Genomic DNA, 21,839 nt, shown 5'->3' on the forward strand with positions numbered 1-21,839 from the left:
AAATCACTAAGCCAGATTTAGCTGGGAATCGTTTTATACTCATCCAGCGTATGCGTTTTTAAAGAAAGGGCGTGAATATCGGATTTCATGCGATTCCCAAGAGCGTCGTAAACCATACGATGACGAGCTACTCGGTTTTTTCCTTCAAATGCAGAACATAAAACCACTGCTTCAAAATGCTGCCCATCTCCCTCCGCAAAAACAACTTGGCTCTCGGACAAACCAGCTTCAATCCAATTTTTGATATCATCCGCCGTTACCATAAGTGCTCACTGAGTTGTTTTTCGTATAGAGATACGATTTTAATTTTAGGGCAATTAATATTATAGCTTTAATTATATTGTTCGTTACACTATAATTTCTAGGGAGCTATTATGATATGACCTTTATTGTAATCGATAATTGTATACGTTGCAAATACACAGACTGCGTGGAAGTCTGTCCTGTAGATTGTTTCCACGAAGGACCCAACATGCTGGTCATCGATCCCGACGAATGCATTGATTGCAATCTTTGCGTTCCGGAATGCCCCGTCGATGCTATCTTTTCTGAAGACGACTTACCCGAAGAAAAGCAATCTTTTCTAAAACTCAATGCAGAACTTGCCAAGCAGTGGCCTATTATTACTGCCAAAAAAGAAGCTCCGGAAGACGCTGATGATTGGGCGGATACCCCTAACAAGCTTCAATATCTAGAACACGAATGGTCGGAATAAAAAAACGAGTCGATTTCGTTGCTATCGGGAAAAAGCTTATCAACGGGGATACCCTTCAAACAAATACCATTCATTTTGTTCATACTCTATATTATTAAAAATAATATCCAGCCCGGTCAGCGAATTATCGTTGAGGATGATCAACAAGAAATTGAGCAAGCCATTCGTTATTTATTTTCCAATCACGAAGCCTTGCCTTGATTGATTACGATTGGAAAATTTGGACCCACTTTTGATTATCGCACGCGTTATGTTCTTTCATCCACTTTAGGTTGTCACTTAGTTTTTCGTGAGGAAGCTTGGCAATGGATTGTTGATTAACTTACTAAATAAAGGATACCCTATTCAAAGGATACCCTATTCTGGACACTAATCGTCAACAAGCGATTATTACCAAAAGGTGCCGAACCCATCCACAACACTAACGGAACAGCAACAGCTTGTTATTTTCAGCACCAAGAGAAACACATTTTTATGTTACCAGGGCCACCAAAAATAATGGTTTCCTATTTTTCACGACCTTGTTTTGCCGAAATTGCAGAAAAAAAACTATCCTTACAAAATTTATTGAAAATCTTGGCTTGTTAATTAAGGCTAATGAAGGGCTTTTAGCCAGTCAGTTAGAAAAAATAATCCCCGATTCCCAGTCCAATTTGGGATATTGTATCCGATCCCACTGATATTGTATCCGATCCCACTATTTAGAAATAAAATTATGGAGTGAAAACCAAGCAGTGCTGGAAGAATTTAACAGATACTTTTTACCTATACCTAGTCGACTAAAATAAGATAAATCTTCTCAAACTCATTGCGATTAATGTATACCCTCCTAGGGTAATCGCAAGTCGTTTAAAAGCAAAATGGTAAATTAAAAACGGTCCAAAAACTAAAAATATAATGGCATCAAAAAATTAAACTTAAATGATGCTCCATTAGCCATTTACCACGTAAAGTCGTTGGTAAAACAATAAGAAGAAAAAACAGATAGGCAGATTATATATAAGATAAAAACTCGTAACCAGTTTTTATATCCTACCCTACCTAGCGTGCACTTTAAATAAAATCCTTCCCATACACTCATCCGCTTCAACACCAATTAGAGTACAAAAGGAAAAAATAAAACAAAGAAAATCATCAAAGGGAAGCCAATAAAAACTAATACTAACAAAGCTTGGAAAAAAAGTTGATGCACAAAAAAAATAATGCAATTAAATTACTTAAGAAGTAACCAATAAAAAATAATAAACAAGCACCAATAATAAAAATAAAAAATTCCGAATACACTAATGAGAACTTAAAGTAGACATTTCTAAATACTTGAATTAATTTTATCAGTATGCTCTTAAAAATCGCATCGGCTTCATACAAATCGACCGCCCACAGATAAATTTCTAACAAAACGATAATGAAAAATAGGATCAAATACAACCAATGGTGGGAAGATATACTTCCCAAATGCGAATACAGATTTTTAATGACAACGACCAGTAGAGTTACAGGATATTGCTTTAAAAATAACTCCGTAATATTTTCAAAGACTGGCCAATTAAATAAGAAAGGGGCTCTTGCTCTGCAGGGTATAAACTCATTGCTAACCCACTCTAGGAGCAAATCGCTCACCGTATTGTTGCTTCAAGTGTTCTAAAGTTTTTATTATTTCTTTCATACCTATACTTTTAGCATAATAAATAGGCCCTCTACGAAAAGGTGCGAAATCTGTACCAAATATAACTCCGGCGTCTACCAGATCCTCATTGCCAACAACACTTTCATGCAAACATTTCATTACTTCGTTTAAAAGTCGTAATATTAATCGATTCGTCAAATCAGAAATTAGCAGACTCACTCGACACATTTTTTTGTTCCTGCCTTTTTCCGTCTCGATACTGATAAAATCTTTGGCTAGTTTTCACTCCGAGATAGCCTCTTTAACTAAAGCTTCCAACCTTTAAGGAATTTCATCCTCATAAAAAGCGTTCAAATGATTGGCTACCGACAAACAAATATCCAATCCAACTCGATCCGCTAATTCAATAGGCCCCACTGGCATTCCAAAATCTACTGCCGCCTTATCAATTAATTCCATAGAAAATCCATCCGTTAAATATCGATTAGCTTCTAACAAATACGCCATAATTGCCCGATTAACTAAAAAAACTCAGTCTAATGCTAACGGACAAAGGCAATTTATCAATCGCCCCTACAAAAGCTACCGCTTTTCAGAAATAGCAGGAGCCGTTTTTTGACCTTTCGCCACTTCAACCAAGGGCGGTTTTTTTGCTACCGGGTTGAAAAAATGAATCGCTACTAATAGTTCTGGATTTTTTAAAATCGAAGTCAGCTCATCCAAAGAAAGACTGGATGCTGTTTGTTGCTAAAATAGCTTCCGATTTTAATTTCGGCTTAATTGATTTAAAGAGATTCTGTTTTACTTTTAGGTCTTTAAATATAGCTTCAATAATTAAATAGCTTCAATAATTAAATCTGCCGTACGAATCCCGTTCCCTGCTGCATCGGGTTGTAAACGATCCATCACTTTTTGGATTAATCGAGGCACCTCCAACTTTTTCTTATACAAAGAATAGGCTCGCCTAATGGCTGGAACTAGTTTTTTCGCGGATTGGATCTTGTAAAGTTACCTGCATTCTCTGAAGAGTACATCAAGCTGGAATACCCCTCCCCATCACACCCGCATCATAACTGCTATTTTCTATGAGCATTAATTTCACAATAGATTTGGCTTCTGTTAAATAAGGATCTTGACTAACACCAGATTTCATCCAATTATCCACGATAGCATAAGGGGTAGGATAATGGGGCCGATTAACTGGGGAGTAGGTTTTGTAAAGCGAAATAATCAGATAATCAGCAGTGCGCTTTAATTCATGTGGGCAGCACACCGGCTACTACATCCACAATACCTAATTTAGGAGCTTTTTTCGGAAATAGCCTCACCCTGCAACATGATGTTCATTGCTTTAGGTGCACCAATCAATTTAGGCAGACGAACGGTACCGCCCCATCCTGGATGAATTCCTAATTTTACTTCCGGAAAGCCAATAATCGTGGCTTTATCATCTTTAGCCACCTGATAGCAACATGCTAAAGACACTTCTAAGCCACCACCCAAACAAAAATCAATAATCATGGTAAACGGTTAGTATAGATAAAGCTTCCAATTTATCCAGTACTAATTAAGCTTGGTAAATGAGGTCAAAAGCTTCTTCTTCGTTTTTTAAATCTACAAATTGTTTAATATCAGCACAGGCAATAAATCCTATTTTCTTCATGGATAATAAAATAACTGGTTTAGGTTTTTCGTCTGCAAGGAAATCAAGAATCTGATCAAATTCTGTGAAAATTTCTCGATTCATAGAATTAATCGACGCATCTTCGCGGTCAATCGTAAGCCAAAGAATTTCTTCATCGTCCGTTTTCATCCGCCAATGTTTGTAAGTTTATTTTTCAACCATAATTATTCCCTCTCCAATAACATTGTTCCGCCTTACCCTCCTCCAATGCAAAGAGCTGCAATGCCTCGTTTGGTTTTTTTACGTTTTAATATCTCTAAGTAAATGAAGCACTAAGCACGCACCACTAGTTCCACACCCACGCCATTATACAAGCCTAGCTACAAAGGCTTCATTAATTTCCTAATAATCAATATCTTCAAGGTCAATTGATTATGCTGCAAAAAAGAGTCGCTGCAAAAAATAGGTCTAAGTCCTATTACCTCGGGTGCTAGAGGAGCCCATTGCACATCTCTAATTCGCACTAAAAATAGGCAAATTATATTTTTTTACGGCTTTTTGACTCGCCACAATAACCAGGCTGGATCCATCGGTTATTACCTGCAAACTATTTCCAGCGGTTTACTTGGCCAAATTTGCGATCAAAAAATAAGCTTTAATTTCGCTAATTTTTCCATCTTAGCACGATAGCGGCTAAAAATGGCTGGAAAGAAATTATTGATTACTTACTCACTCTGCCGACCGTTCAGCAGTAGATAAAAATATAGCAGAAGCAGCTGAGATAGCTTGTGAAGCCGCTCAAAACGGGCATTGGGATTGCCTCCTGGCCTTAGGGCAAGCAGGCGTAGACTTTCCGCCTTCCTTCCTCCTGAAGAGTTAACTCCGATTCAAGCTGCTGCTTTAGTAGGAGCTTTGGGGAACATCTGGTTTTTTCTTAGCGAAAAAGAAAATCCTCAATACTCAATATAAAAATACCTTAAAAAATACTTTAAAAAATATTCAAACCTAGGAAGGTTCGAAAGCCCTCTATTTAGCAGCAAAAAACAAACATAAAGATTTTGTTATCGCTTTACTTAAGCCCGAGACAAAACCTTCTAATCCCCCAATCGATTATTTCTCAAGAAGAGGCACAAGTCATAAACTTTGTATCAAAGGCCCAAAGGAAATAGAACGAAAAGAAAACCGACCAAGAAGCGAAAGAAAATTTCGTTCGTTGTTTTTTAACTCAAAAGTCACCCATATATTGCGAGAACGAAATGTAATAATTTGGGAAGACCCCCTAACCCTCCCTAGCTCATTTGCTCGAACTATGAACTATATTTAGAGGTTCTTCATTTGCTTGTTCATTTATTATTCTGGAGTAGTGTGATTTGAACCCACTAGGGGAAAGCAGTTATAATCTTAGCGTTTGTGCGCCATGAGCTTGAAGTTAGTGGATAATTATCTCCTCTAAATTTCTGGTCATGCCAGGAGATGTTATGAACAATATTCATGCTTACAAACGACGCATTGGTCCAATTGGTTTAATGATGTCTGCTGTGAGCGCTATGATTGGTTCCGGATGGCTCTTTAGCTCCTTGTACGTGGGCCGTTTAGCGGGACCTGCTTCAATCCTAGCTTGGATTTTCGGGGGAGTGTTGGTAGTGATTGTCGCACTCACCTATGCAGAAACAGCCACCATGTTTCCCATTACTGGGGGCAGTACGCGATTTCCCCAATTAACTCATGGAACCTTCGTCAGCTTATTTTTTGGCTGGATTACGTGGTTTAATTTAATGACAGCCCCGGCCACTGAAGTTCAGGCGATGATCCAATATTCTACCAACTACTGGCCCGATTTGATTCGCCAACATGGCTCTGGCGTACATGGATTGAGTTCAGAAGGTTATCTTATCGCTACGTTCATGATGATGGGCTTTAGCTTGATTAATATTTATTCTATCCGCTTCATTACTCGTCTCAATAACATTTTCTCATTTTGGAAGTTAATTATTCCCATTTTGACTGCTATTGTGCTTATAATCGTGGCTTTTCATCCACATAATTTTGCTAATCTCCGATACGGTGGATTCCTCCCCAATGGTTGGAAAGGAGTTTTCGCTGCGTTAGCCACTGGAGGCATTTTGTTTGCTTTTAATGGTTTTAAACAGGCGGTGGAACTCGCAGGGGAGGCAGAAAATCCAAGCCGTACTGTTATGGTCGCTATTCTTGGCAGTTTAGCTATCGTATTAATTATCCATTTACTATTTCAAATTGGTTTCATTGGTGCCTTAAGTCCTCACAGCTTATCAAAAGGTTGGCTCTACATACATTTTATTGGTGATGCAAGACCTTTAGCTGGGCTTTTGATGACGCTAGGCCTCTCTTGGATGGCAATTTTGATTTATATCGATGCGTTAGTGGCCACAAGTGCCGCAGGTCTTGTCTATAGTACCAGTGCAGCACGAACTTTGTATGGATTAAGCACTAACCGCCAATTACCTAAATTTTTGCAAGAAGTAAATGAAAAAGGGATTCCTGCCAAAGCCGTTCTTATTAATTTTATTGTTGGCATGACATTTTTCTTACCCTTCCAAGGATGGTATGCTATGGCGCAATTCATGTCATCAATTATCGCCCTTTCTTACATCACGGGACCTATTTGTTGTTTATCGCTGCGTTATCAATTGCCAAACCACAAACGAGTTTTTCGTTTACCGTTAGCAACGATATGGAGTTTCATTGGCTTTTATATTTGTACTCTCATCATATATTGGACAGGCTGGGGTGTTGTTTCTAAATTGGGAATTAGTTTGGTAGTTTCTTTTTTGCTCTTCATCATTTATCGATTGTTTTCTGAACGCCCTCGTGGCATCCATATGAATTGGCGCGCTTCTCTTTGGATGTGGCCTTATCTAATTGGACTGAGCCTTATTTCCTATTTAGGCTCTTACGGTGGAGGGCGCGAAGCGATCTCCTTTGGCTGGGATTTTTTATATCTTGGTATTTTATCCCTTATTTCCCTTTATCTGGCTGTTTCGTTTCGAGCTAGTGATAAGCATGTGAAAGATACACTCGCTCGTTTCGAAGAAGAAGTGACCACGGGTATTCCAACGACGGTGCCCGATGAAGAAGTGGAAAGTCATTGAATAAAACGAAAAAGGTTATCTTAGCTGAATGATGCTTAACGCTTTGCCAAAGATGAATCCAGATATTGATTAGTGCATTGATTACTGTGTAGAATTTGATCCCTCATGAAGAAGCTTTACGTTAAAACACACGGCTGCCAGATGAATGAGTACGATTCTGCCAAAATGGCGGATGTTCTTCATGTTTCTCATGGCCTGGAGTTGACTTCTAATCTCGAAAGCGCGGATGTTCTATTACTTAACACATGCTCTGTACGAGAAAAAGCTCAAGAAAAAGTATTTTCTGAATTAGGGCGATGGAGGCCCTTAAAAGAAAAACGACCTCATGTGATCATTGGCGTTGGAGGTTGTGTGGCAAGCCAAGAAGGAGATAGTATTTTAAGATGTGCCCCCTTTGTAGACATCGTTTTCGGGCCACAGACCTTACACCGATTGCCGGAACTGTTAAAGAAAGTAGTCCAATTTAAAAAATCGGTTATAGACATAACTTTCCCGGAAATTGAAAAATTTGATCGCTTGCCTGAACCTCTCGCAGAGGGTCCCTCAGCTTTTGTTTCCATTATGGAAGGATGCAGCAAATATTGTACCTTTTGCGTGGTCCCTTATACACGGGGTGAGGAAATTAGCCGGCCATTTGATGACGTCATTGCCGAAGTCGTCAGTTTAACCCAGCAAGGCGTTCGAGAAATTACCTTGCTCGGTCAAAATGTTAATGATTATCGTGGTCTTATGCATGACGGGCAGATAGCGACTTAGCTTTACTCATTCATTATTTGGCGGCCATCGAAGAAATAAAGAGAATTCGCTTTACCACTTCTCACCCTTCTGCTTTTTCAGAAAATTTAATTGATGCTTATGCCGAAGAGCCCAAACTGGTCAATCACCTCCATTTACCGGTCCAAAGTGGTTCTGACCGAATCTTAGCGGCCATGAAACGTAACTATACTGCCCTCGAATTTAAATCCAAAATTCGTAAACTGCGTCAGGTTCGACCTGGCATTAGTATTTCTTCAGATTTTATCGTCGGTTTTCCGGGAGAGACAGAGTCAGATTTCCAAGCTACCATAAATCTCATTCACGAGATTGGTTTCGACCATTCTTTCAGTTTTATTTATAGTCCTCGCCCGGGTACACCTGCTACCCAATTACCCGATGATGTCCCTCTTACGGTTAAAAAAGAACGTTTAGCGATTTTACAAAATCGTATCCAAATAAAAGCTGCGGAAATCAGCCAATCGATGGTAGGAACTCAACAACGAGTTTTAGTTATGGGACCCTCAAAAAAATACCCTGATCAACTCAGCGGTCGAACAGAAAATAATCGAGTGGTGAATTTTGTAGGAGAAGGAGCATTGATTGGAAAAATGGTGACAATTAGAATTAAAGAAGCCCGCCTAAATTCCTTATGGGGCGAAGTGTGTTAAGAAGGACGATAAGTTGGAACCTTCTGAATCAACGCGACGGATCAAATTAACGTCAGATAACAATAAACGGCTCACCAAGCTTTGCGGTCAATTTGATGAAAATTTATAGATGAAAATTTGCATTTGATTGAACGCTATCTCGGGGTAGAAATTAATAATCGCGGCAATGACTTCGAAATTATTGACATTCCCAATTGGCATTTCCAAGTCTGTAGACAAAGCGGCAGAAGTGTTGAAAAGTCTTTATAAAGAAACAGCTTATCGACGAAATATTACAGCCAATGAAGTTTTGCTACATATTCGAGAAATCAATTATCAAACTCTTGAAAGTTCGCATAAAGAAAAAGCGGAATACGAACTTAAAGTCCGCCAATTACGGGTGAAGGCACGTACCCTTAATCAAAAGTATTACCTCAATGCCATGCAGAATTATGATATTAATTTTTGGATTGGTCCATCAGGAACTGGGAAAACATTTCTGGCTGTTGCATGTGCAATTGCAGCTTTAGAAAAAAAAGAAGTTTCCCACATTGTGTTAACACGTCCTGCTGTGGAAGCTGGAGAAAAATTTGGTTATTTGACTGGAGATTTAACCCCCAAAAATTGATCCTTACTTACGTCCTTTATACGACGCACTTTTTGAGATGCTGGGGCTTGTTAAAGTAAATCAATTATTAAAAAAAGGAAACATTGAAATTGCACCATTGGCGTATATACGCGGGCGAACATTAAACGATTTATTTCTGATTTTAGATGAAACACAAAACGCCACTAAAGAACAAATGAAAATGTTTTTAACTCGTATAAGTTTTCGTTCTAAAGAGCTGTAATCACAGGAGATAGCACCCAAACTAATTTGCCCAAATATACAGAGTCCGGTTTAAGACAGGCTATTCCCCTATTGCGGGACATTGATGAAATCCAATTTACTTTTTCCAAATCAAATGATATTGTTCGTCACCCTGTAGTTTAGCGGATTATCGAAGCATACGAAGAAGAGAATGAAACTTCATATTGAAGTCCAAAATGCAACCAAATTTTCTTCCCTTCCTACTCTTTCGCAATTACAGAAATGGGTCAATACTGCTTTTCAATTTGTCCCAGTAACCTTGGATAAAAATTTATCCGAATTAACAATTCGCTTTATTGACCGCGAAGAAAGCGCCGCATTGAACGAAACTTATCGCCACAAAAAAGGGCCCACGAATATTTTGTCTTTTTCCGAAGACCCTATTCTTGGCTTGTCCTCGGATTCACTTGGAGATTTAGCTATCTGCGCTCCTATAGTCGCCGAAGAGGCTGAGGCACAAAATAAATCCTTAGAAGCTCATTTTGCCCATCTTGTCATTCACGGAGTATTACATTTGTTAGGATACGATCATATCGAAATACAAGAAGCCGCAGAAATGGAAGGATTGGAAATTAACATATTGTCTCAGCTCGGCTATCTCAGCTATAAGGATCCTTATGAAGATGGGTAATATTTGTTACAATAATCCCTTTTTATAACCAGTGAAAAACAATGAGCGACGAACCACACCCGCAGCAATCCTGGCTAGAACGATTAAGTCACGTTTTACTGCGAAAACCCAAAGACCGCGAACAATTAATTGCACTCCTTCACGATGTGAAAGAACGTGAACTGCTCGATCGCGAAGCATTAGCAATGATTGAAGGTGTTTTAAAAGTCTCCAAAATGAAAGTTCGTGATGTCATGATTCCTCGTGCTCAAATGGTAGTAATCAATCATGATGCCCTCCCCTTCCCGTCAGCACTCCCTCTTAATCATTGATTCCAAAAATTCTCGTTGCTTTCTGGTAATTAGTGAAAGCCGTGATGAAGTGATTGGCATTTTACTTGCTAAAGATTTTCTTCAATATACTATTGAAGAAAAATAAGTAAAAATTCAAATTTTAAAGACCTCGTACGGCTGGCTGTTTTTATTTCCGAGAGTAAACGGCTAGACATTTTATTGAAAGAATTTCGATTAAAACGCTACCATATGTCTATTGTGGTCGATGAGTATAGTGGCGTTTCCAGACTAATTACTATTGAAGATGTTTTGGAACAAATTGTCCGTAGTATTGAAAATAAAACTGATGTCGTAGAGGAAGAAGCTAATATTACTCAACTTAGTGAAAATGAATTTATCGTCCAAGCACTGACGCCAATTGAAGATTTCAACGATTATTTTGGAACTACAATTAGTAAAGAAAATTTCGATACGATTGATGGATATATCATGCAACAAATTTGTTACCTACCCAAACGGGGTGAAAGTGATTGAAATTAATTCCTTCATGTTAGCTAATAAACGAAGTATCCAATTACTTCGTTTAACCCAGAAGATTGCTGAGAATGAATAAAATTTTTTTAACCTTTTCGCAATACTCGCTGGCGCTCTCTTAGCTCTAGCTTTTGCGCCAGCCAATTGGTTTCCAATTGCTTTTATTTCGCCAGCAATTTTATTATCCATCTGGGAGCGTTACACTCCTTTACAAAGTTTATGGCGAGGATGGTTATTTGGTTTGGGATTTTTTGGAATCGGGACTTCCTGGATTTATGTCAGCATACATAAATTTGGAAATGCCAATGTTCCTTTAGCAGTTTTAATTACTATCCTGTTTATTTTTATTTTATCAGCATTTATTGCCATCCAGGGTTTTTCCTTTTCTTTACTTTTCCGTCGCAAATCAATGGTGACAACTTCATTGTTTGCTTTTCCCGCTTGGTGGGTAATTTGGGAATGGCTTCGAAGTGAATTGTTCACTGGTTTTCCTTGGCTTTTTCTTGGATACAGCCAAATTCATTTTCCTTTAAAGGGTTTTGCTCCTCTTATTGGGGTCTATGGTGTATCCTTAATTGTGGCTTTAATTAGTGGATGTCTGTATCTTTTATTTTTTCATAAAGAGATCAAAATAAAAATATTAAGCGTTCTTGTTATTGTCATTTTACTACTTATGGGAGGAAGTTTAACAACCAGACAATGGACCCACCCTAAAAAAAAGATTCTCCAAGTAAGTATAGTTCAAGGGAATATCTATCAAACCATTAAGTGGGATATTAACCGCTTATTTTCAATTCTTCACACCTATTATGCAGAAACATCCAAACACTGGCAGAGTGACATTATTGTATGGCCCGAAGCCGGAATTCCCATTTATCCTGAACAAATTCCTTCTTTTATGGATTCTTTGAATAAAAAAGCAAAGGAAAATCAAACAGCTCTCATTTCTGGAATTCCAATTTATCACGAAAAAACTCAACAAGTTTTTAATGGGCTTACAGTTTTGGGTGAGGGACATGGACTTTATTTAAAACGTCATTTAGTACCTTTTGGCGAATACCTGCCGCTTACCCGATTGTTTTCTAGCCTAATAAAATATTTCGATATCCCTATGTCAGACTTAAGCTCCGGACCATGGAACCAGCCCGCTATTTATGCAAAAAATATTTCGTTTGCTCCTTTTATTTGTTATGAAATTGCTTATCCATTTGAAGTACTAAATAGTATGGAGGGAAAAGCATTTATCATGGTATTAAGCGATGATAGTTGGTTTAATGACACTATCGCTTCTGCTCAACAACTCCAAATTGCCCAGATGCGCGCTTTAGAAACAGGACGTTATTTGATCTATAGCACTAACACAGGTATAACTGCAATTATAGATCCCTCAGGAAAAATACACCAATCGGTTCCACAAAATAAACTTATTGTCTTGACGGGTCAAATAACACCAATGAGTGGAAAAACTCCCTTAATGAAATGGAACTACTACCCTATATTAGGATAGTAATTATTTTTCTTTTGCTAGAATTAATTTAGAGCTTATTTTAAGTATCATATCAGGGGTTTTAGAAGAAATAAAAGGAATATTTTTAGCCCGATTCGTGTTTGGTAAAGATTTTAAATAGGGTGTTGCCAAAAGAATGTCACTTCGAGTGAAAATTAAATTAGGATCAGCAATAAGCACTCCCTCTCAAATTGAATTCGCTCTAGTACCCAAGGGGCTTATAAAATCGATGCTAAATTTATTTTTTGAAAAATCCGGATATTCCAAAAAAAGTTGTTCAAATCGATAATTGCTACCGCTCAATTTCGTAAGACCAAATAAATTACCGAATTGTTGGTAGACCGTGAAGAGATTAACCGGTGTGTTCAGGTGTAGATCGATATATTGTTTAAATATACCTGCTTTTTCTAAATACCTGCTTTTTCTAAAAAATACCTTCACGAATTACATGAACTCCTGCATCGGTTATATTTACTTTAATTTGCTTGGTTTCTAATCCTTTTTTTAACCATTGTAAAAAAGCATCAGCGTAAGCTGTTGTGGGAGATTCATGAAGTTACACGAGGATAGCAGACAAGGTATCAAATAAACCGTCTCCCGCATGTTTGAATAATTGAATGGTATAGAAAATCTTCCAGATCCTTCCGTATCCTGTCCTCCTAAAGAAGAGTGTAGCCAATCTGAAAAAATTAGCGCCTATCGCTAAGATAACCACAAAAATGCCTCTTTATATAAGAGCTGGTGAGCTAAAACAGGAGTGATGGAAGAAGCATTTCGCTGATAAGCAGAAGAGAAAAAGACATAATTTTATAAAAATCTGCTTTTTTGATTGCCGTTAAAGGGGCCCTCAAAAGGATTCCATTCATTAACGAAATTGCCCTCTTCATCAGTAATAAAAAGCTTTTGATTGACGACTACATTGACCCACCTTTAGCAGAAAAGCGGTTTAGAATACCACATAATGTTCCCATGCAGTCGCCTGGGAAGTGCTGTTTAAAGGTTTAATGCTCTAATGAATTTACCCCCGTAATATAAGCCTTCATTCATTAAACTGCCTAAGCTGATTCCCCTAAACTCGTAAGCAAAATCTATACAAAATCGACAAATCGACAAATCGTTTTACTAATCCCTTATAGAAAAACTTATATTAATGAAGTAGTCAAGGTGGCTTAATTTTGATAAGTGCTGCAAAAAAAATTGATGACGCTTGCTCTCGAGCAAAAATGAAGAAGGATACACGAGGATTAACATCCCTGGTCTATAAAATTGGACTCTTAGGAGCCAAATAACTAGTCCTGCTTTTTCTAATAAACACCAATTCTGCTCCTAGACCACTCTCCGTTTTGGTAAATCCTTTCTCTCCATAGAAATTCTCTTTACCTTAACAATTATTTTTTGTAGAATAGGATATTATTAACAATAGTCAAATAGTCAACTTTTTAATCAAATTTAATATTTCCTTAAGCTACGGCGCTGCTTCCATCAGCTTAACCACTGAGGTATGCTAGCTGACTATGAATGCACCCTATACCCAATTAGATATTGAGCAAGCCGCCCAAAATTACTGGAAAGAAAATGAATGCTTTGAAATTAAAGAAGATTTAAGCAAGGAAAAATTTTACTGTTTAGCAATGCTTCCCTACCCGAGCGGGGAGCTCCATATGGGACATGTCCGCAACTATACTATTGGAGATCTAATTGCTCGTTACCAATTTCATAAAGGCCGAAACGTCTTACAATCCATGGGATGGGATGCCTTCGGTCTACCCGCAGAAAATGCTGCTATTCAACGAAAATTGCCTCCAGCGGAATGGACCCGTAGAAACATAAAAAAAATGCGAAAACAATTTAGACAATTGGGTTTTGCTTACGATTGGTCTCGAGAAATTGCTACTTGTGATCCTAGCTATTACCGGTGGGAACAATGGCTCTTTCTCCAGCTCTACAAAAAAGGTCTCACTTACAAAAAAAACTCCATCGTTAATTGGGACCCTGTTGATGAGACCGTGTTAGCTAATGAGCAAGTAATTAATGGACGGGGATGCGTTCAGGTGTCGCTGTAGAACAGCGCGAAATCTCTCAATGGTTTTTTAAAATTACCAATTATAGTGAAGAGCTTCTTAAAGATCTCGATAAATTGAAAGAGTGGCCCAAACAAGTTATTACAATGCAACGGAATTGGATTGGTCAATCTCACGGGGCAACAGTAATTTTTGCTCTAGAAAAAAGTTCCGATAAATTAGAGATTTTCACTACGCGTCCAGATACTCTCATGGGAGTTTCGTATATTGTGATAGCTCCTGAACATCCTCTTGCAAAAGCACGTGCTAAAAAAAGTAAAAAGTAGCTGCTTTTTTAAAAAAATGCGGACAAACATGTGTGGCGGAAGCGAATGTAGCTACTCAAGAAAAAGAAGGCATTGCAACGGGTCTTTTTGCCATTCATCCGATCACTCAGGAAAAATTACCTATCTGGATTGCGAATTTTGTCTTAATGGAATACGCTTCCGGCGAGATCATGGCAGTGCCGGCTCACGATGAACGTGATCATGCATTTGCTCTGAAATACAATCTGCCCATTAAGCCAGTTATTAAACCTACTCACGAGAGTGAATGGAATTACGATCAAACCGCTTATATTAGTCCCGGAAAACTTTTTAACTCAGAACCATTTGACGGGATTGACTCAGAAAAAGCGTTCGATGTCATTGTAGATTATTTAAAAACCCACAAACGCGGTAATCGCCAAACAAATTATCGCTTGCGTGATTGGGGTATTTCGCGCCAACGCTATTGGGGAACACCCATTCCTATTGTTTATTGCAAAAGTTGCGGTACCGTTCCAGTACCCGAAAATCAACTTCCTGTCTTATTGCCAGAAAATATAATTCCCACTGGCCATGGCTCTCCGTTAAAAGAGAGCCCCGAATTTTATAAAACTAAATGTCCGGTCTGCGATAAAGCTGCTGTACGTGAAACAGATACAATGGATACTTTTGTGGAATCCTCCTGGTATTACGCTCGTTATACTTGTCCCGATCAAGATAGTGCCATGCTAGATGATCGCGCTAAATATTGGACTCCCGTAGACCAGTATGTTGGAGGCATTGAACATGCTGTCATGCATTTGCTTTACGCGCGCTTCATTCATAAAGTGCTCCGAGATCTTGGTTTGTTAAATTCTAATGAGCCCTTTTCACGATTACTTACTCAAGGGATGGTTTTAAAAGATGGTGCAAAAATGTCAAAATCCAAAGGAAATGTAGTTACCCCTCAATCATTGGTAAAAAAATACGGATCGGATACTGTTCGGCTTTTTATAATTTTTGCCGCTCCACCGGAACAAGATTTAGAATGGTCAGATAATGGTGTCGAAGGTGCCCACCGTTTTCTAAAAAAATTGTGGAGTTTCTCCGATCGGGTTAAAAATGCTCTACTGTCCATTAATCAGCAAAAAGAACGAAACTATTATCAATGGGAAACTTCTGAGCACAAGCGCATTCGACAAGCGGTACATGAACATTTACTACAAGCTAATAACGATATAGAGCGTTATCAATTTAATACAGTCGTTTCGGCTACAATGAAAATTTTAAATTTACTTATGAAATTAACCACGGACAATGAGGCAGAATCACATTTAATTCATGAGGGTTTGGGAATATTATTGCGCTTGTTGTCGCCTATTACCCCTCATATTACCCACTTTCTTTGGCAATCTTTAGGATTTGGGGAAAATATTTTAAATTCTTCCTGGCCTAAGCCAGATTCAAAAGCCCTACAAACTTCTCAAGTTGAAATGGTTGTTCAAATCAACGGGAAATTACGAGCTCGAATTCAAGTTTCTTCGGATACTTCGGACGAACTAATTGAAAACGCTGCGTTAAATCAAGATAATGTCCAACGTTATATTTCTGATAAAAAAATTAAAAAAGTCATTGTCGTACCTCAAAAATTGGTCAACATCGTGGTATAAAACGCATGGCAAATAAAATCCGAGCGATTTTCATTCTTTTAATTGGTACGCTTATTTGTAGCACAGTGGCAGGATGTGGATTTAAACCACGATCGCCCAATAATATTCCTCCCTATCTTTGTATTCTTTATATCGATTCTCCTAATCCCTATAATCTACTTACTATTCAATTAAGCCGGACGCTTCAAGCATTAAACGTCCACTTAACTAAAACAAGAGAAGACGCTCCGGTTATCCTTCGAATTATTAATATCAATTGGGAACCTCTCATCCCTGCTATTTTATATAGCAGCACAGCAACATTTTACACTTATTTATTAAGTGTTGACTTTGACTTAGAAACAGTCAACGGGCAAATATTAATGGGTCCTAAAAATTTAACTTTACGACGTCGGTTAATACAAAATGCTAATCAAATATATACTCCTAACGCTACCCGACTAATGAAGCAAGAGATGACCAGAACCATGGTATCTTTGATTTATAAAGATTTAGTTACTTTCCCCCACCCGTCCCCCAATAGGAGATAGTGGGGAACTTTATTTCCCCTTCCCTTTGCGGAAGAGGGCGAGGGCTAAACTGAAGGTAAAATGCAAATATCATCCAAACAACTTGATACCCATTTAAACCAAAAATCACTTTTACCCATTTATCTTATATGTTCAGATAGCCCGCTTTTGGTACAAGAAACTCGGGACAGCATTCGACAGGCTGCCCAGCAGCAAGGCTTCCAGCAAGGAGAATTATTCTTTATTGAAACGGGATTTAATTGGCAAGCACTCGACACTGCTATCGACAATTTTAATCTCTTCAGTGAGAAAACATTCATTGAAATACGGAACCCTCAAGCAAAATTTGACGAGAGGGGAACTCAAATATTACTACGCTATTTGGAGAACCCGCCACCTAACAAACGATTGCTAATTGTTACTAACAAACTAACAGCCGCACAACAGAAAACCAGGTGGTATAAAGCTATTTCTAAATTAGGGGCGGTTATCCCACTTTGGCCAATATCCACTCAAGAATTGCCGACCTGGATTGCACAACGTTTTAAAAAAATTAATCTAACTATCGATATGGAAAGTATAAATCTTCTTGCAGAATTGACGGAAGGAAATTTATTAGCCACCCAACAAACGATAGAAAAATTGCGTTTACTTTATCAAAATAAACCAATCCCCCCACAATCCATAAGCGCTGTCATTAATGATAATGCATGCTTTACGATTTTCGATTTAACAGAAGCTGCATTGTTAGGTAAAATATCACGAGTTACTAGAATTTTGTTAGCTTTGAAGTTTGTCGACAAAGAAGCCGCTCCTTTAGTATTGTGGTCGCTTACCCATGAATTACGCAACCTTTATATGCTTTTTAAGGAATTTAAAAATGGAAAATCCCTCTCACAATTATTAGCATCGCAATGGCAAACGCGTAAGCAACCTTTGAAAATGGCGCTCTCACGCCTCAATCCCAAACTTATTGCCAAATTATTGCAACACTCAAAACAAGTAGATTGGATTATAAAGGGAGTAATTCCTGGCAATGCTTGGCAAGAATTAGAGACATTAAGTTTAGCTATTGCAGGGAAGGAATTACGATGAGCTTCCCATTATTAGGATTATTTGGAGGAACATTCGATCCAATTCATAACGGACACATAGCCATTCTTAGTCAATTAGTAGAAAAACTTACTTTCAAAAACATTCAATTAATCCTTGTGGACAACCGCCTCATCGCCCACAACCTATAGCCAGTCCAAAAGACCGCTTAGAAATGATAAAACGCGCTATCAGTAATCGTTCTATTTTTTCTGTTAATGATGTCGAAGTTGTAAGAAAAGAAATTTCTTATACCATTTATACTCTCCAATATTTACGAAATTCATTTCCCGATCACTCCCTATGTTTCATTCTTTCCACTGCCGCTTTTGTTGATTTTAATCTCTGGCACCACTATGCAGAATTTTTAACTTATTGTCATTTGATCGTGATAAATCGAGAAAATTACTATTTACCTACCGCGAAATGGTTAGAAATCTTACTGCAACATCGAACCGAAGATCCTGATGATCTGGCAGAATTTCTCTCAGGAAAAATATTGTTTCAACAACTTCATACTTACCCAATTAGCGCCACTGAGATTAGAGGTTATTTAGCGAAAGATAATTACTCGGCTGTAGAATCCATGCTCCCTAAAAGGGTACTTGAATACATAAAAAAGTATGATCTTTATCGATAAATGCGCTGGATTTAAAAAAAAATAATAAATTTTTAATTATCAATTAGTTATAATTTACGTAGGCGAATTTACGGACAAGGATATGCTAAAGTTTTATGTAGGGTGGGAAAATTAAAATCGTGTTTTTCAACTTTGTTAGTAGCTTCCCTACTAGCTGCCTATAAGTTCGACTTTATCCACACCAGGCACCCCCCAAATCAACAAATCTACTCAATTAGCTCAATATTATTCTTATCGCCGAGGAGTCTGGGTTGTTATCAACCTGTTCGGGTTTCCCAATAGGGGAATCTTCATTGGCGCCATCATGAAAGGGTTAGAGTACATAAGTTGTTGTGGTATTTACCCGTCGTCCCTGTCATTTCTTCGGGATGCACCAATACGGTTGCTACCACAATTATCGGCAAGCAAGACATGCTATTTGGCAATGCAGTCCACCTAGTATTAAGGTATTGTTATATTTTAATATTCCCGGGAGTCTGGAAACGTACAGCTGAAATCCTCTTTATTTCCTATTTGACTCTTCTGCGGGATTTTTGCCTAACATTTTGATATTAACGGTAACCCTTAACTCTTCTGGATCCAGCTTGTTCGGAATGAGGAATCCAGCTATGATTGGGAATTTTTACCTTATGGAGTAATATATAGCCAATGAAAAGTGGTGAACTTGTTAAGTTGGTCATTAATACTTTAGATGAGCAAAAGGGGTTACAAATCAGCGACTTCAACGTCACGGCCCTAACTGATCTAGCCGATCATGTCATCATTTGTAGTGCCACTTCAAAACGCCACGCTAATGCATTAGCTGATAAGGTCATTCGCCGGGCGAAAGAAAATGGAGTACGGCCTCTTGGAGTAGAGGGTGAAACTGAAGCAGAATGGATCCTAATTGATCTACATGATGTGATTATCCACATCATGCTTCCCGAAGTCCGCAATTTTTATAGTCTCGAAAAATTGTGGAGTATGGTAGAAAACGCTCGTCAACGTTATGAAGATTAATCTTATTGCCATAGGGAAAAGGTTATCAGATTGGGTCAATAAGGGTTTTTAAACTTATGTTGATCGTCTACCGCGGAATTTCGCTTTAAATCTTATTGAAATTCGAGCATTAAGGTGGACTAAAAACGCCGATCTCGCAAAAATAATTCTTCAAGAAAACTAAATTCTGCTTGAAGTCATTTCTAAAGAGGGTGAAATGATCAGAACTAGGGAAGAAATTAATACACTAATTTTATACACTAATTTTATCACAAAAAATGGCGGACTGGCGGGACAGAGGTTGAGCAATAAATTTGTTAGTTGGAGGTCCAGAAGGACTCGCACCTCTTTGTTTTGAAAAAGCCAATTGGGTTTGCTCCCTTACTCAATTAACTCTGCCTTATCCATTAGTTTGTATTATTATTGCAAAGCAAATTTATAGAGCTTGGAATATATGCCAATCATCCTTATCATCGTTAATGACAAAATATCAACGTATGAGAAAAGTACGACTGGCCCTTAAAAATATTCAATTTGAAACGCGATTATTTAAAAATCGTAGTTTTAGCGCGTTTTTCTTTATTCTTTTCTTTGTCTTTGCTCTTATAGGACACTTGATTTATCTCCAAATTAAAAGCCATTACTTCTACTCCACATTGTCTCAGGATAATTTATTAAATGTTATACCTATCCAACCTAACCGCGGGTTAATCTTCGATCGAAATGGAGTACTTTTGGCGAAGGATATTCTAGCTTATACATTAGTTATTATTCCGAATGATACTAAGCATTTGGATGAAATAATAAAACGATTAACAAAAATTATTCCAATCTCTAACGAAGAAGTGAAACAATTTCATCATATTTTATATCAATACCGTCCTTATCAACCCGTTCCTATAAAATATAAATTAACTAACGAAGAAGTTGCTCGTTTTTATGTTAACAGTTATCAATTTCCGACTGTGCGTATTGAAACACAAATGATGCGTTATTACCCTCTGGCCGATACTACCAGCGACGTCTTAGGTTATGTGGGGCGAATCAATCCCCGTGAATTACATCAAGTGGGTGCAGAGTGTTACACCACTAATGATGTGATTGGAAAAACCGGTATTGAAAAATACTATGAAAAACAACTTCATGGAAAAATGGGCGCTGAAGAGGCTGAAATCAATGCCAGTGGACGGGTCGTACGTATTTTAAAGGAAATTCCCCCGTACCTGGGGATACTATTTATTTAACTATTGACAGTAAATTACAAGCCGAAGCAAAAAAGGTTTTGGGTGATAAAAGCGGTGCTATCGTCATTATGCAACCGGACACGGCACAAGTTTTAGCTCTAGTCACTAATCCCAGTTTTGACTCCAACCCTTTTGTATCGGGATTAAGTCAGGAAAAATACCAAAAATTGCTAAATTCACCCGACCACCCCCTTTACAATCGAGCCATTCGGGGGCAGTTTGCTTCTGGCTCAACCGTGAAACCTTTTTTAGCGTTAATGGGGTTAGATGAGGGAATTATAACCCCACAATATCAAATTTATGATCCGGGTTGGTTTCAACTACCTAACACTCACCATATTTATCACGATTGGCGAGTAGGAGGACATGGATGGGTTAATGTAAGTAGAGCCATTACCGTTTCGTGCGATGTTTATTTTTATAACCTAGCGGTAGCTTTAGGTATTCAACGTATGGACGCTATATTACATCACTTTGGTTTTGGTTACTTAACAGGCATCGATTTACTTGAAGAGGTCCCCGGGCTTGTACCTTCTCCACATTGGAAAATGGGAGTCAAAGGTTACCCTTGGTATACGGGAGACACCATAGAAACGGGTATTGGAGAAGGATTTTTCCTTGTTACTCCTTTGCAACTGGCTCAAGCGGTTAGCATCTTGGCTGAACGGGGAAAACGATATCGTCCCTCGTTGTTATTAAAAACCATCATGCTAAATGGAAATGAAAAAGTCCAATCACCTATTTCAGAGCCGCCGGTGATATTAAAAAATCCGCTCAACTGGGATATTGTCATCCATGCTATGCAAGATGTAGTTGATAAACCTTGGGGTAGTGCTGAATTTTTTGGCAAACATCCGGGATTCTCTGTTGCAGCTAAAACCGGAACCGCTCAAGTTTATGGTCATCAACACGATGAAGACAAAAGCCGAACCAATATTCCCAAACGACTACGCAATAATCATCTTTTCATCGCTTTCGCCCCGTAGAACACCCGCAAATTGCCGTCGCAGTAGTGGTTGAGCATAGTGCCATGGCTGATAAAATGACGGGGGAGATTATGAATTATTATTTCAAACATCCAAAAAGGAA

General features: G+C 38.2%; 23 protein-coding genes and 6 pseudogenes. 17 read left to right on the forward strand and 12 right to left on the reverse strand.

The features are described from left to right. Positions 1–17 precede the first annotated feature (17 nt). A complete protein-coding gene (locus tag B1F79_RS01305) occupies positions 18–263 on the reverse strand; it encodes a BolA family protein (RefSeq protein WP_251365682.1) in 246 nt (81 codons plus the stop codon). 116 nt (positions 264–379) lie between these two features. On the opposite strand from B1F79_RS01305, the gene fdxA reads away from it, so the two are divergent. After that, the gene (gene fdxA, locus B1F79_RS01310) at positions 380–715 is read left to right on the forward strand and encodes a ferredoxin FdxA (RefSeq protein ID WP_251365683.1); all 336 of its coding nucleotides are present in this window, start codon (positions 380–382) and stop codon (positions 713–715) included. Between the two features lie 75 nt (positions 716–790). Continuing rightward, on the forward strand, positions 791–916 hold the full coding sequence (locus tag B1F79_RS06250; RefSeq protein WP_285896347.1) for a hypothetical protein: 126 nt from the start codon (positions 791–793) through the stop codon (positions 914–916). 1,390 nt (positions 917–2,306) lie between these two features. Here the strand turns inward: B1F79_RS06250 and B1F79_RS01315 are convergent. From B1F79_RS01315 to B1F79_RS06760, 8 genes and pseudogenes are all read right to left on the reverse strand, one after another. Next, a complete protein-coding gene (locus B1F79_RS01315; RefSeq protein WP_251365684.1) occupies positions 2,307–2,570 on the reverse strand; it encodes a hypothetical protein in 264 nt (87 codons plus the stop codon). Between the two features lie 93 nt (positions 2,571–2,663). Next, positions 2,664–2,849: a 3-hydroxyacyl-CoA dehydrogenase family protein gene (locus B1F79_RS01320; RefSeq protein ID WP_251365685.1), complete on the reverse strand. Its 186-nt coding sequence runs from the start codon at positions 2,847–2,849 to the stop codon at positions 2,664–2,666. 75 nt (positions 2,850–2,924) lie between these two features. Next, positions 2,925–3,065 carry a 3-hydroxyacyl-CoA dehydrogenase NAD-binding domain-containing protein gene (locus B1F79_RS01325; protein ID WP_251365686.1) on the reverse strand — a complete coding sequence of 47 codons (141 nt, stop codon included), beginning with the start codon at positions 3,063–3,065 and terminating at the stop codon, positions 2,925–2,927. Then, entirely contained in the window at positions 3,058–3,177 is a 120-nt protein-coding gene (locus tag B1F79_RS06550; RefSeq protein ID WP_308159714.1) for a 3-hydroxyacyl-CoA dehydrogenase NAD-binding domain-containing protein, read from the reverse strand. The genes B1F79_RS01325 and B1F79_RS06550 overlap by 8 nt, the downstream gene beginning before the upstream one ends. 198 nt (positions 3,178–3,375) lie before the next feature. Then, positions 3,376–3,615, reverse strand: a complete 240-nt coding sequence (locus tag B1F79_RS01335) for a hypothetical protein (protein ID WP_251365687.1) — start codon at positions 3,613–3,615, stop codon at positions 3,376–3,378. Positions 3,616–3,641: 26 nt separating this feature from the next. Further along, on the reverse strand, positions 3,642–3,863 hold the full coding sequence (locus B1F79_RS01340) for an enoyl-CoA hydratase-related protein (RefSeq protein WP_251365688.1): 222 nt from the start codon (positions 3,861–3,863) through the stop codon (positions 3,642–3,644). Positions 3,864–3,909: 46 nt separating this feature from the next. Then, positions 3,910–4,155, reverse strand: coding sequence for a hypothetical protein (locus tag B1F79_RS01345; RefSeq protein ID WP_251365689.1), 246 nt, complete (start codon positions 4,153–4,155; stop codon positions 3,910–3,912). 65 nt (positions 4,156–4,220) lie between these two features. Beyond that, a pseudogene (locus B1F79_RS06760) lies at positions 4,221–4,323 on the reverse strand (hypothetical protein); the annotation flags it as partial. A gap of 1,121 nt (positions 4,324–5,444) precedes the next feature. Between B1F79_RS06760 and B1F79_RS01350 the strand changes: the two are divergent. The 7 genes and pseudogenes from B1F79_RS01350 to lnt all read left to right on the forward strand — a co-directional run bounded on the left by B1F79_RS01350 (position 5,445) and on the right by lnt (position 12,312). Continuing rightward, positions 5,445–7,094, forward strand: a complete 1,650-nt coding sequence (locus tag B1F79_RS01350; RefSeq protein ID WP_251365690.1) for an APC family permease — start codon at positions 5,445–5,447, stop codon at positions 7,092–7,094. 105 nt (positions 7,095–7,199) lie between these two features. Next, a pseudogene (gene miaB / locus B1F79_RS01355) lies at positions 7,200–8,518 on the forward strand (tRNA (N6-isopentenyl adenosine(37)-C2)-methylthiotransferase MiaB). Positions 8,519–8,531: 13 nt separating this feature from the next. Next, positions 8,532–9,491 (forward strand): annotated as a pseudogene (locus B1F79_RS01360) (PhoH family protein). Positions 9,492–9,519: 28 nt separating this feature from the next. After that, positions 9,520–9,999 (forward strand): rRNA maturation RNase YbeY, encoded by a 480-nt coding sequence (gene ybeY, locus B1F79_RS01365; protein ID WP_251365691.1) that lies wholly within the window; start codon positions 9,520–9,522, stop codon positions 9,997–9,999. 41 nt (positions 10,000–10,040) lie between these two features. Further along, positions 10,041–10,310 carry a CorC transporter family protein gene (locus tag B1F79_RS01370; protein WP_251365692.1) on the forward strand — a complete coding sequence of 90 codons (270 nt, stop codon included), beginning with the start codon at positions 10,041–10,043 and terminating at the stop codon, positions 10,308–10,310. A 180-nt stretch (positions 10,311–10,490) separates the two neighbouring features. Further along, positions 10,491–10,805, forward strand: a complete 315-nt coding sequence (locus B1F79_RS01375) for a transporter associated domain-containing protein (protein ID WP_251365693.1) — start codon at positions 10,491–10,493, stop codon at positions 10,803–10,805. Positions 10,806–10,968: 163 nt separating this feature from the next. Then, positions 10,969–12,312, forward strand: a complete 1,344-nt coding sequence (gene lnt / locus B1F79_RS01380) for an apolipoprotein N-acyltransferase (protein ID WP_251365700.1) — start codon at positions 10,969–10,971, stop codon at positions 12,310–12,312. 3 nt (positions 12,313–12,315) lie between these two features. On the opposite strand, the gene B1F79_RS01385 is transcribed toward lnt, so the two are convergent. Continuing rightward, on the reverse strand, positions 12,316–12,492 hold the full coding sequence (locus B1F79_RS01385) for a hypothetical protein (protein WP_251365694.1): 177 nt from the start codon (positions 12,490–12,492) through the stop codon (positions 12,316–12,318). A 244-nt stretch (positions 12,493–12,736) separates the two neighbouring features. Beyond that, positions 12,737–12,793 (reverse strand): hypothetical protein, encoded by a 57-nt coding sequence (locus B1F79_RS01390; protein ID WP_251365701.1) that lies wholly within the window; start codon positions 12,791–12,793, stop codon positions 12,737–12,739. A gap of 1,033 nt (positions 12,794–13,826) precedes the next feature. Here B1F79_RS01390 and leuS point away from each other — a divergent pair. The 5 genes and pseudogenes from leuS (at position 13,827) to B1F79_RS01415 (ending at position 18,528) form a co-directional block, all read left to right on the forward strand. After that, positions 13,827–16,287 (forward strand): annotated as a pseudogene (leuS, locus tag B1F79_RS01395) (leucine--tRNA ligase). Between the two features lie 5 nt (positions 16,288–16,292). Next, a complete protein-coding gene (locus B1F79_RS01400) occupies positions 16,293–16,817 on the forward strand; it encodes an LPS-assembly lipoprotein LptE (RefSeq protein ID WP_251365695.1) in 525 nt (174 codons plus the stop codon). Between the two features lie 60 nt (positions 16,818–16,877). Continuing rightward, the gene (holA, locus tag B1F79_RS01405; RefSeq protein ID WP_251365696.1) at positions 16,878–17,891 is read left to right on the forward strand and encodes a DNA polymerase III subunit delta; all 1,014 of its coding nucleotides are present in this window, start codon (positions 16,878–16,880) and stop codon (positions 17,889–17,891) included. Then, a complete protein-coding gene (locus tag B1F79_RS01410; protein WP_251365697.1) occupies positions 17,888–18,040 on the forward strand; it encodes an adenylyltransferase/cytidyltransferase family protein in 153 nt (50 codons plus the stop codon). Before holA ends, B1F79_RS01410 begins: the two co-directional genes overlap by 4 nt. Continuing rightward, positions 18,037–18,528 (forward strand): nicotinate-nicotinamide nucleotide adenylyltransferase, encoded by a 492-nt coding sequence (locus tag B1F79_RS01415; protein ID WP_251365702.1) that lies wholly within the window; start codon positions 18,037–18,039, stop codon positions 18,526–18,528. The genes B1F79_RS01410 and B1F79_RS01415 overlap by 4 nt, the downstream gene beginning before the upstream one ends. A 302-nt stretch (positions 18,529–18,830) precedes the next feature. Here the strand turns inward: B1F79_RS01415 and B1F79_RS06255 are convergent, their stop codons facing one another. Continuing rightward, entirely contained in the window at positions 18,831–18,953 is a 123-nt protein-coding gene (locus B1F79_RS06255; protein WP_285896348.1) for a hypothetical protein, read from the reverse strand. Between the two features lie 223 nt (positions 18,954–19,176). Between B1F79_RS06255 and rsfS the strand changes: the two genes are divergently transcribed. From rsfS to mrdA, 3 genes and pseudogenes are all read left to right on the forward strand, one after another. Further along, entirely contained in the window at positions 19,177–19,527 is a 351-nt protein-coding gene (gene rsfS, locus B1F79_RS01420; RefSeq protein ID WP_251365698.1) for a ribosome silencing factor, read from the forward strand. Between the two features lie 293 nt (positions 19,528–19,820). Beyond that, positions 19,821–19,907 (forward strand): annotated as a pseudogene (locus tag B1F79_RS01425) (23S rRNA (pseudouridine(1915)-N(3))-methyltransferase RlmH); the annotation flags it as partial. 96 nt (positions 19,908–20,003) lie between these two features. Then, a pseudogene (gene mrdA / locus B1F79_RS01430) lies at positions 20,004–21,839 on the forward strand (penicillin-binding protein 2); the annotation flags it as partial.

The organism is Coxiella-like endosymbiont of Rhipicephalus sanguineus (assembly GCF_018687865.1).